Source organism: Synechococcus sp. HJ21-Hayes (assembly GCF_024345835.1).
Lineage (GTDB): Bacteria > Cyanobacteriota > Cyanobacteriia > PCC-6307 > Cyanobiaceae > Vulcanococcus.
In genome coordinates this window covers 135,235-142,893 of sequence record NZ_JAGQBW010000008.1, presented here as the reverse complement: position 1 = coordinate 142,893, position 7,659 = coordinate 135,235, and the positions used below count along the sequence as shown (strand labels likewise).

Sequence of the window (7,659 nt, the reverse complement as noted above, 5' to 3'; positions counted from 1 at the left end):
GTCTGCTTTTTGGCCGTCGTCAGCTCGTAGTCCGAGAAGCCGAGCTGCTTGCCACCCATCAATCCAGTCCTGGCCTGTGATCACAGCACCATTGTCCCGTGGATCGCTGGGGTTTTCCAGAGCTTCCTTAGTGGATCAATCACTGATGGCAATTATTTTGGCCATTATCAGGCAGGCAATCTATCTACCGCTTATATTGGTTTGTTCCATAAGGCAAAAACATATCTTACTTCCGCAGAGTGGTCAAATGGCGTGGATGCGGGCTATCGCAATCTAGGAGATGGCTGGTGGGTCGACTCTACATACAACGCATACTACCAAATCATATTAGGCAGCACTAATCCTTACTCCTTTAATGGGTCCAATGGGCCTGACGCAAGTATTGGCAGGTGGATTATGTATAACTATCGCGGTGAGGCTCCATATAATTATACCTGGGGGTCCAATGGCTTTTTCTCCCAAACTAAAGGAATCGCAGAAATACCTCTCCATCTCTCTATAGCCACCCTAGGAGTAGTCAAAGAAGGTTCTGGATCATTCACAACATCGATAAACCTCTCATCAGGCTCTCAGGCATCAGGGAACCTTGCGGAAGGCGCAAAGGTTTGGTGGAAAGTCACAGGAATTACTGTAGATGATCTCGTATCAGGTGAGCTATCTGGCGAGGGCATCATCACCAACGGAAAGCTTGATATTGAGCATTCTCTAAAGGTTGATGCTGATTCAGGAGAGACTTTTGAAGTCTCCGTCTATTCTGATCTTTGGCGGATGCAGCAAATTGGAGCAACAGCAAGTGCTTCGATCCTTGAGGCACCTGTAGTCCGTGGCAACTCTCTCTACACAGTCGTCGATGGTCCTTCCTGGACGGAGGCAGAAGCCAACTCGGTGAAACTGGGTGGGCATTTGGTGACAATAGGGAGTAAGAATGAAAATGACTACTTGGTGAATGCTATTTCACCAATTCTCCCATTGTCAGAATTCCCGGGCAGAGTTGCCTTTATTGGTCTTGACGATAAAGCGACTGAAGGTAGATATGTTTTGCCTGATGGCACGTCTGCAAGCTTTTTTAATTGGGCAGCCGGTGAACCCAATAACGGAAATGGCAACATCGAAGAAGATGTAGCGGTAATCCACCTTGACGCAGTAAAATATGGTGTTACGGGTGTATGGAACGATGTGCCCAATGCTTATAGCGAGATAAGCATTGGTATCGCAGAAATCCCCTTCATCCGTCGTGGTGATTCTGCCTATGTGATTGTTCAAGGTTCCACCTGGGAAGAAGCAGAGGCAAATGCCGTCAAACTCGGTGGGCACTTGGTGACGATTAACGATGCTGCTGAGAATGATTGGTTAGTAAAGACGTTCCCTCTTTCTCCAAATTGGTATGTGTATTGGACGGGTTTGAACGACGCTCAGCAAGAGGGGGAGTTCTCGTGGATAAGTGGAGAAACATCGACATATACCAACTGGAGACCCCTGTCAGGTCCAAATAGATCTGAATATAACAAGGAGACCGACTTAAATGATTATATCGTGCTCCAAACAAACGACTTGAATGAGTCAAGAAGCGGTCAGTGGTCGGAACTGGATAATACCTATTTTATGAGATATGGAAATAGTAATCTTGGTATTGCCGAAATAAAACTCGCACCCAACAACACCCCCACAGGAACGCCAGCACTCTCAGGGACCTTCAAGGCGAGTCAGGTCATCACAATTGACCGCACCCCCCTTCAAGACGCAGACAACTTCACTGGATACAGCCCGGACTACAACTACTCCTGGGAGGTCTCCAGCAATGGAGTCACCTGGACCAAGCTGACCTCAACCGACGCAATCGATAACAACAGCACCTACACCCTGACAACCACAGATGTGGGAAAGATGATTCGTGGTGTTGTGAGTTATCTGGATGGTTATGGCACTCAAGAGTCTGTTGTTTCTGCTGGGTCTTCTCCCATTCAACCTGGTATCAATCTAGACATCGGCAGCACCACCACCACCTCAAGCAAGACGACCACACTTGCTTCTACGATTTCACGCCTGACCCTGACAGGCATTTCAAATATCAACGGAACTGGTAATGCCCTGAATAACTACATCACAGGGAACTCTGGCAGCAACATTCTTGATGGTGGTGGTGGATACGACATTCTTGCTGGTGGCAAGGGTAACGACACCTACATCGTCGATTCCATCTACGATTCCATTCTAGAAAATATCGACGAAGGAATTGAGATCATTCAATCGTCCGTGAATTGGACCCTGGGTGCCAATCTTGAAAATCTGACTCTCACAGGCTTGGGGAATCTCTCAGGAACTGGCAATGAACTCAATAACACCATCACTGGCAACAGCGGCAACAACATTCTTGACGGTGGCATTGGTGCTGACAGGCTGCTAGGTGGTGCAGGTAATGATACCTACATCGTTGATGACGCTGGCGATGTGATCACAGAGGGGATTAATGCAGGGGTGGATACGGTTCAGTCCTCTGTTGCCTACACCCTTGGTGCAAACCTTGAAAACCTAACTCTTGTAGGGGCTGCTGCGATCAATGCAACGGGTAACACGTTAAACAATGTCCTCAGGGGCAATGCAGCAGCAAACATTCTCATTGGTGGTGCAGGTGCTGACGTGCTGACTGGTGGGGTGGTGCCGACACCTTCCGATACACCGCATTGAGTAACTCACGCTTTGCTGCTTTTGACCGAATCACTGACTTTGCCATTGGCACTGACATCCTCGATGGTCCCACTGCTGTTTCTGCGCTTAACACTAAGGAGCTAGGGACTGTTGCTGCTCTGGATCAAGCAGGTATTTCTGCAGTTCTGACCACAGCGGTTTTTGGTGCTAATCAGGCAGCAACCTTCTCCTTGGGCTCAGGTGCTGGCGCCAGAACCTTCTTGGCGCTTAATGATGCCATTGCTGGATTCTCTAGTACCAGTGACGGAATCATTGAAATCACGGGATACGAAGGGCTGCTGACAAACCTGGCAATTGCCTGAGGTCAGCTGAGTTGCCACCAGCATTGGTATGGTCCAGTGCTGGTTGGTCTGGCAATCGACGCTATTCCCTCATCGAGGATCTGCAGAGCCTTCTGGTGGTCGTCAGGCGTGGTCAGTCGGCCCTGAGGGCAGAGCAGCATCCACCGCAGCTTCTGGCGGTTGTGATCAGCGGATCAGCGGGATCAGTTCCTGCACCTGCTCGTTGGCCTTGAGGCTCAGCCCCTGGCCCGCTCCGGTGCTGTCTTCAGGGTTGAGTTGATCCGTCAGCAGCCGCAGGCTGCGGCCCTCGCCCAGCACCACGCCGACCACAGCGGCGCTGTCCTCCTGCAGGTCCACCAGGGCATCACCCCGTTGCAGGAAGCGCACGCCGATCTGGCCTAGATCGCCGCGCTCGCAGCGCCGCAGGCTTGCGGCCGTCAGCCGCTTGAGTTGGCCCTGGCGGCTGGCCAGCAGCACGGCGCCTTCGGCGCTGGCGGTAGCCGCACCCACCACCGTTTCGCCGGGCAGCAGCCGGATCAACACCGGGCCCTGGGCATTGCGGCCCATCACCGGCAGGTTGCTCTCGCTCACGGCCAGGCGCAGCATCCGCCCGGTGCTGCTCGCCACCACCAGATCCTCACCCTCGTGGCACACCACCACCCGTTGCAGCGTTACGCCATCCTTCAGCTTCAACACCGTGGCGGCCCGGCCAGATAGCTCCTGGAATTCCTCCAGCGGCAAGCGCTTGAAGCGTCCATCGCTGCTGAGCAGGCCGATGCTCGCTTCCGCGGCGGCGGCGCCACTGGGTAGCGGCAGCAGTTGCACCACGGTTTCGCCGCTCATGCCCTCGGGCAGGAACTTCTCGAGGCTGCCCGGCTGCTGGCCGGCGAATTCCCAGCGCAGCAGCGCCACCCGGCCGGCATCGGTGAAGGCCAGCAGGGCCGGTTTCTCGGCCACCGGCAGGATCACCCTGGCCGGTGAGGGGTTGTCGCCTGCCTCGGCGGCTTCTTCCAGGTGCAGCCGCCCCAGCAGTTGGGGCCCCACGATCTTCACCTGACCATCGGCCTGGATCACCAGCCGGCCATCGCTGGCCAGCCCCTCCAGGGCCCGCTGGCGCAGCAGTTCCGCGTTGGGGCGGATGGCGGCACTGCGCTGGGCCACCAGCTCGTCGCCCCCTTCCACCAGCCGGGTGCGCCGCGGCGTGGCGAAGCGCTTTTTGAGTCCCTTGAGTTCCGCCACCAGGGCGTCCAGCAGGGCGGGCCGCTCATCGAGGAGATAGCGGAGATCCGAGCGTTCCTGACGCAGGTCGTCGGCTTCCTTGCGCAGGCTCTCCTGCTCCAGGCCCGTGAGCCGGCGCAGGGGCATGGCCAGCACGGCATCGGCCTGGCGCTCGCTCAAATCCAGGTGCACCTGCAGGCTGGCCTTGGCGCTGGCGGCATCGGGGGCCGCGGTGATCATCTCGATCACCCTGGCCAGGGCATCCAGGGCCTTGATGAGTCCCTCCACCACTTCCAGCCGATCCTCTGCCCGCTTGAGCGCATGGCGCGTGCGGCGGATGATGGTGAGTTCGCGGTAGTCCAGGAACTCCTGCAGGAGTTGGCGCAGGCTCAGCTGTACCGGCTTGCCATTCACCAGGGCCAGCAGGATGGCGCCGTAGTTGCTCTGTAGCGCCGTGCGGCGCTGCAGTTCGGTGAGCACCTTCGGCGGGTCGGCGTCGCGGCGCAGCTCAACCACCACCCGCATGCCATCGCGATCGGATTCATCGCGGATGTCGGCGATGCCGGTGATCTTGCCGTCGTTCACTTGCTCGGCCAGCTTCTCGATCCAGCCGGCCTTGCTCAGCTGATAGGGCAGCTCGGTGATCACCACGGCGCCGCGGCGGTGGCGGCCCTTGCCGGGTTGCACTTCCTCAATGTGGGCCACACCCCGCATCGGGATGCTGCCGCGGCCGTTCAAGTAGGTGTCGCGCACACCCGTACCGGTGAGCACCTCGCCGCCGGTGGGGAAATCGGGCCCTGGCACCAGCTCCAGCAGCTTGTCGTCGGAGAGATCCGGCTTGCGCACCAGGGCGATCAGGGCCTCCACCACCTCCCCCAGGTTGTGGGGCGGGATGTTGGTAGCCATGCCCACGGCGATGCCGGTGCAGCCATTCAGCAGCAGGAAGGGCAGCTGGGCCGGCAGCACCGTGGGCTCCTGCTGGGAGCCATCGAAGTTGGGGGCGAAATCAACGGTGTCGGCGCCGATCTCCTCGAGCATTGCCTGGTGGGCGATCGGCGCCAGCCGCGTTTCGGTGTAGCGCATGGCCGCCGGTGGGTCGTCGTCCACCGAGCCGAAGTTGCCGTGGCCGTCCAGCAGTGGGTTGCGGCTGGCGAAGGTCTGCACCAGCCGCACCAAGGCGTCGTACACCGCCTGGTCGCCGTGGGGGTGGTACTTGCCGAGCACGTCGCCCACCACCCGGGCGCATTTGCGGTAAGGCCGATCTGGGGTGAGCCCCAGCTCGTGCATCGCGAACAGGATGCGGCGCTGCACAGGCTTGAGGCCGTCGCGTGCATCCGGCAGGGCCCGTCCCACGATCACGCTCATGGCGTACTCGAGGTAAGAGCGCTGCATCTCCTGATGCAGGGCGATCGGCTCGATCCGCAGGGCGTTGGGATCTTCGCGACGCTCCTCGGCCATCCGGTGCTGCGGGGTGAGGGCGGACTGTGCGGCTCAGCCTACAGATCCTGTCCAGGCTGAGCGATTCACTCGTCCGCGTCCTCTGGACTGGTGGCACCGGCGTTCGCCTGGGCGCGATCCACATCGGCTTTTAGGCTGGGTTCACTGAGCAGTTGGCGGGTCACGATCCGCAGGCGATCGCCCCAGAGCTGCTCCTTCTGGAAGCTGTCCAGGACGTAGTTGGGCTCGGCGGCCAAGGCCTGGTGGGCCAGTTCCAGGCTCTCGCTGTTGCCCGGCTTCTGGAGGTTGAGGGCGGCGGCCAGGGCCAGCATCGGCTCGGCGGCATTGGCCTTGATGCCGAGCACCCGGCGCCAGCGCTTGATCGCCTCGCCGTCCTTTTTCTGTTCGTAGAGCACCAGGGCCTGGTTGTTGATCGATTCCCAGAAGTCCTTCCGCAGCCCACTGGCCTTCTCGAAGGCCCCCAGGGCAGATCCGGGATTGCCCATCAGGATGTACGCGTTGCCCAGATCGAAGTAGGCGCCGGCGTTCTTGCCATCCAGCTTCAGGCCCTGCTGGATCAGATCGGCGGCCTGCTGCGGTTGGCTGGCCCGCAGGGCCAGCGAGCCCTGGGCAAACAGGATGCCGGCGTTGCGGGGATCCAGTTCCTTGGCTCGCGCCAGCGAGCTGGAGGCCTGCTTGTCCTGGCCGCTGCGCAGTTGGGCTTCCGCCAGCAGGATCCAGCCGCGGGGATCATTCGGCAGCAGCTGCACCGTGAGGGCCGCCAGTTTGGCCGCATCCGCCGCCTGCCCCAGCCGCAGCAGTCGTGCGGCGGCTTGGGCAATGCCGAGGCCGGCGGATTCCAGGACGCGCTCGCTCGGCACCGCCACGTAGGGCACCAGGGCCTGGGCCGGCGGTGGCGTCAGCATCGCCGCCCCGCAACTGCCGATGGCCATGGCGAGCACCAGTCGAGCCGCCGCTCGAGACCTCAACCCCCGCCTAGCCATCCAGCCCAGAACGATCCGGCCCCCAGCCTAGGGAGAACCCGCGTCGGCGCCCTTGCTCGCGGCGCGGATGTTGCGGCGCCACATCGCCGGTTTGATCCGCCGCAGGGCCGAGGCCCGCAGCTTTTCGTCCCACTCCGCATCGCCCCAGGTCAGCGCCTCCTCCGCCTGTAGGTTCAGCCACCAGTCCCGGGGCTGCACGTCGGGATCCAGGCTGCTCTGCAGGCCCCGCTGGTTCCAAGGGCACACGTCCTGGCAGATGTCGCAGCCGGCCACCCAGCCCGCCAGCGCCGGCGTGATCGCGGCCGGCAATGCCGCCGCCCGGTTCTCGATCGTGTGGAAGGCGATGCACCGGCGGGCATCCACCACGAAGGGCTCCACGATGGCGCCGGTGGGGCAGGCGTCGAGGCAGGCGCTGCAAGCGCCGCACTGGGGTTGCCCCGGTTGATCCGCCGGTAGCTCCACATCCACCAGCAGATGGCCCAGCAGCAGCCACGATCCCTGCTGCGGATGGATCAAGTTGCCGTGTTTGCCGATCCAGCCCAGCCCGGCTTCCTCGGCCCAGGCCTTGTCCATCAGTGGGGCGCTGTCCACGCAGGGGCGCCAGCGCACCCCCGGCACCTGCTGCTCCAGCCAGCGTCCCAGGGCCCGCAGGCGCCCATCGATCACCCGGTGGTAGTCGCGGCCCCAGCCGTAGCGCGCCACGTTCAGGCTGCCCGGTGCTCGTTCGGCCTCCACGTAATAGGAGAGGCCCACCGCCACCAGGCTGCGCACCCCCGGGAGCAGCTGCTCCACCGCCCGGCGGCGCGGGTCCGCCATCCAGGCCATGTCCGCCTGATGGCCTGCCGCCAGCCAGCGTTCCAGCGCGGCCGTGCGCAGGGGCAGCCGCGCACGGGCCGGCACCGTCGCAATGCCCACGGGGCTGAAGCCCAGGGCCTGGGCCTGGTGCTTGATCTGTTCCGCGAGCTGGGCGCCTTCGCTCATCACCCCTACGATTGCGCGATTGCGACCATCCA

5 protein-coding genes are annotated in these 7,659 nt (G+C 60.9%); 2 read left to right on the top strand and 3 right to left on the bottom strand.

Features of this window, described 5'->3' with window-relative positions:
- Positions 1 to 48: 48 nt before the first annotated feature.
- Both KBZ14_RS08410 and KBZ14_RS08405 read left to right on the top strand, forming a co-directional pair.
- Entirely contained in the window at positions 49 to 2,685 is a 2,637-nt protein-coding gene (locus KBZ14_RS08410; RefSeq protein ID WP_255117875.1) for a lectin-like protein, read from the top strand.
- Entirely contained in the window at positions 2,682 to 3,008 is a 327-nt protein-coding gene (locus KBZ14_RS08405) for a bluetail domain-containing putative surface protein (RefSeq protein WP_255117874.1), read from the top strand. The genes KBZ14_RS08410 and KBZ14_RS08405 overlap by 4 nt, the downstream gene beginning before the upstream one ends.
- 165 nt (positions 3,009 to 3,173) lie before the next feature.
- Here the strand turns inward: KBZ14_RS08405 and KBZ14_RS08400 are convergent, their stop codons facing one another.
- The 3 genes from KBZ14_RS08400 to queG form a co-directional block, all read right to left on the bottom strand.
- Positions 3,174 to 5,663: a DNA gyrase/topoisomerase IV subunit A gene (locus KBZ14_RS08400; protein WP_255117873.1), complete on the bottom strand. Its 2,490-nt coding sequence runs from the start codon at positions 5,661 to 5,663 to the stop codon at positions 3,174 to 3,176.
- A 65-nt stretch (positions 5,664 to 5,728) separates the two neighbouring features.
- Positions 5,729 to 6,595 carry a tetratricopeptide repeat protein gene (locus tag KBZ14_RS08395; RefSeq protein ID WP_255117872.1) on the bottom strand — a complete coding sequence of 289 codons (867 nt, stop codon included), beginning with the start codon at positions 6,593 to 6,595 and terminating at the stop codon, positions 5,729 to 5,731.
- Between the two features lie 78 nt (positions 6,596 to 6,673).
- Complete coding sequence (queG, locus tag KBZ14_RS08390) at positions 6,674 to 7,627, bottom strand: tRNA epoxyqueuosine(34) reductase QueG (RefSeq protein WP_255117871.1); 954 nt, start codon at positions 7,625 to 7,627, stop codon at positions 6,674 to 6,676.
- Positions 7,628 to 7,659 lie beyond the last annotated feature (32 nt).

Bases quoted from the DNA above. Each gene is read 5' to 3' on its own strand.
- KBZ14_RS08395 (WP_255117872.1), bottom strand. From the start codon at position 6,595: ATGGCCATCGGCAGTTGCGGGGCGGCGATGCTGACGCCACCGCCGGCC.
- KBZ14_RS08400 (WP_255117873.1), bottom strand. From the start codon at position 5,663: ATGGCCGAGGAGCGTCGCGAAGATCCCAACGCCCTGCGGATCGAGCCG.
- queG (WP_255117871.1), bottom strand. From the start codon at position 7,627: ATGAGCGAAGGCGCCCAGCTCGCGGAACAGATCAAGCACCAGGCCCAG.